Below are 2,020 nucleotides of genomic sequence, written 5' to 3'. Positions count from 1 at the left end.
ATTTTTTCATTTTTTTATCTAATATACTGTTTTTCATGTATATGGATCATAATTTTTTCTCACTTTTCATCAAAAAAAGTATTACTTCATATTTCTGCATCAATTTTTCCCATTTTTTAGCTCTAATTTTTAAATTTTTTTAATTGATTTAAATCGATTATTTTATTCTTAAACTTGAGTTTTTTTATTATTTTTTCTAAATAATAATAAATTGTTTTAATTAGTTTAAAATACTTATTTTAAACACTTTTTTTATTCAATTTTTTTCATCGATTTTGAGACTTTTTGCATATACAAATTAACTCAATGATATTACATGCTATATTTTTATACATTAATGTATATATTTTCACTATTTTTTTCACTTTTTTTCAAAATTCCTCTTCAGCTAAAATTTTGGATGGATCTTTAAAAAATTTTTGCAAAAATCATGTTATTATCATTTGATTTTTCGATGATTTTTTGCATATGCATTTAGAATTTTTGTAACTCAATTTTTACACTTGAAATTTTTGCTCCCGATTTTTTTCAATTTTTTATAATTTTTTCTGGATTTCAAAAAACTGATAACTCAATTTTCTCATGCAGGAATCATGGTGTAATATCATCTTCACTCAAGAGGATATTTTTATAATTTTTTTAATATTTTTGAGTTACAAATCGCCAATTTTTTCAATTTTTTAAATTAAGTTTATATGCAATGAGTTATCATATATATTATTGTTAAAAAAATAATTGCGTTGATAATATCAATTTTAATATCAATTTTTTTTAATTACGAAGGTATTTTTATGTTAGAAAAAGAAGTCAAACAATACAAAAGAGGAAACAGTTTCACTTATCGTATCGACCTTTCAAAAAAGGATAATTTTGAAGGTGGAGAGAAAGTAATGATTCTCAGATTGAGTGAATACGAATCTTATCTTAATGAGATTGATGATCTCAAAGCTAAAATTGACGATAATAAAAATACCATTTCCGATTTAAAGCAATCCCGCAGTGAAGCGGATACTTCCATAAATGAGATTATGGAACAAAGGAATCAGGAAATTTCCGATAAGAATAAGGAAATCATGGACCTGGTTGAAGAAAACAAAGCTGCAGTTGCTAAATGCTATGAAATTATTGATGAGAAAGATCAGTTAATCAAACAGGCTAATGAAGAGATTAGGCTTGAAAGGGCAAAGGCAGATTTAGCTATGCAAAAGGCTGAAGAGAATCTCCTTGAAGAAAGAAAAAGACATGATGAATTGGTTCTTGAAAAGGACAAGGAATTAAGTAATGTTAACCAGCAACTTCAAGATAGCCTTAAACAAATTGCATATAAGGATCAGCTATTGACTGCTGACAGGTTATTGATTGACAGATATAAAAACAGAAGTTTCATTGACCGTCTATTAAACAGATTACCTGATGACAGTGATCTTCAAATTGATAGCAAGCCAAAAGAAACCTATGTTTTAGAGGCTGAAAAAGAAGAATAATATTTTTAATATTTTTTCCATCTTTTTTTATAATTTTTTTATTTTTTTCACATTCAATACCTATTTTTTATGTATCTACTTTTCATCATCATGCTATCTTCAAGTCATATGCAATTTCATATCATTGAGTTGCATTTTTTCTTATTTTATTTTTGTAACTCTTAGACGTATATTTCAACTGTATAATGAGTTATCTTGTTATTATCATTTTTTGGACGATTGAAAGCCAGAAATTTGATGACATTGATTTCAAGTGTAAATTTTTTTAGGATTTTTCAACGAAAATTTTTTTGTTATTATCACATCATAATCATGTTAATTAATCTTCATCATCATTTCACAGGAAGCGTAATATCATTTATTTTCCCTGATTTTCTTATGCAAAAATGATAATATCATCAAATTTTCACAGATCTTCCAAAATTTTCAAAGTTTTTCAAAATTTTTTTATGAAATTTTTCTTAATTTTGTATTACTCAAGCAATTTTTTATCTATTGTATTATTTTTATCATAAATTTTCAAAATTTTTATTTTT

At 24.7% G+C, this 2,020-nt stretch carries 1 protein-coding gene; it reads left to right on the top strand.

Annotation, left to right across the window (positions count from 1 at the left end):
- The first annotated feature begins 791 nt into the window (after window positions 1-791).
- Window positions 792-1,484, top strand: a complete 693-nt coding sequence (locus ACKI67_RS02125; RefSeq protein ID WP_407461748.1) for a hypothetical protein — start codon at window positions 792-794, stop codon at window positions 1,482-1,484.
- Window positions 1,485-2,020: the final 536 nt, after the last annotated feature.

This window comes from Methanobrevibacter sp., assembly GCF_045577275.1.
Lineage (GTDB): Archaea > Methanobacteriota > Methanobacteria > Methanobacteriales > Methanobacteriaceae > Methanobrevibacter.
Note: the sequence above shows the minus strand (reverse complement) of the source record. Positions and strands in the feature narration are given on the sequence as shown.